The sequence below is a fragment of the Alcanivorax sp. HI0044 genome, from assembly GCF_001634945.1.
Genome location: NZ_LWEZ01000750.1, coordinates 1 through 482 on the forward strand (window position 1 = coordinate 1; position 482 = coordinate 482).

The following is a 482-nucleotide window of genomic DNA, read 5'->3' on the forward strand; positions in this document are numbered from 1 at the left end:
ATTTTGATGGCACCGTGGGGATTCATCCAACCGCGGCGGAAGAACTGGTAACCCTGCGCCAGGGGGTGCGAGTCACCGCCTAACCGGCGGAGCCCCGTTCCTGTAAAACTGGGCTTCTGTAGGAGGTTGCTTGCAGGCGAACCGGGTGGCGGGTTAACCGTTGGGGTTTGCTTGCAAGCAAGCTCCTACAAGACCTTCGGGTGCAGGTGCCCGTCCTGCAGAAGCGCTACAGCTTTTCCAGGGTAACCGGCAAACCATCGGCGGGCACCGGCAGGCTGCTGGTGTCCACCGGCATTTCGTAGTCCTCCGGCACCGACCATCGATAGTTGAGCAAAACCTGGTGTAGAACCGCTTTCACTTGCAGGTCGGCAAAGTGCAGGCCGATGCACTTGTGGGCACCACCGCCAAAAGGCATCCAGGCATAGGGATGCACCTTGTCTTCGCGCCGTTCGGCACTGAACCGTTCCGGGTCGAAGCGCTCC

1 protein-coding gene is annotated in these 482 nt (G+C 60.6%); it reads right to left on the reverse strand.

The features are described 5' to 3' along the window. Positions 1 to 226: 226 nt before the first annotated feature. The coding region (locus A3730_RS08995; protein ID WP_156501102.1) for a cytochrome P450 at positions 227 to 482 on the reverse strand (256 nt) is incomplete at its 5' end.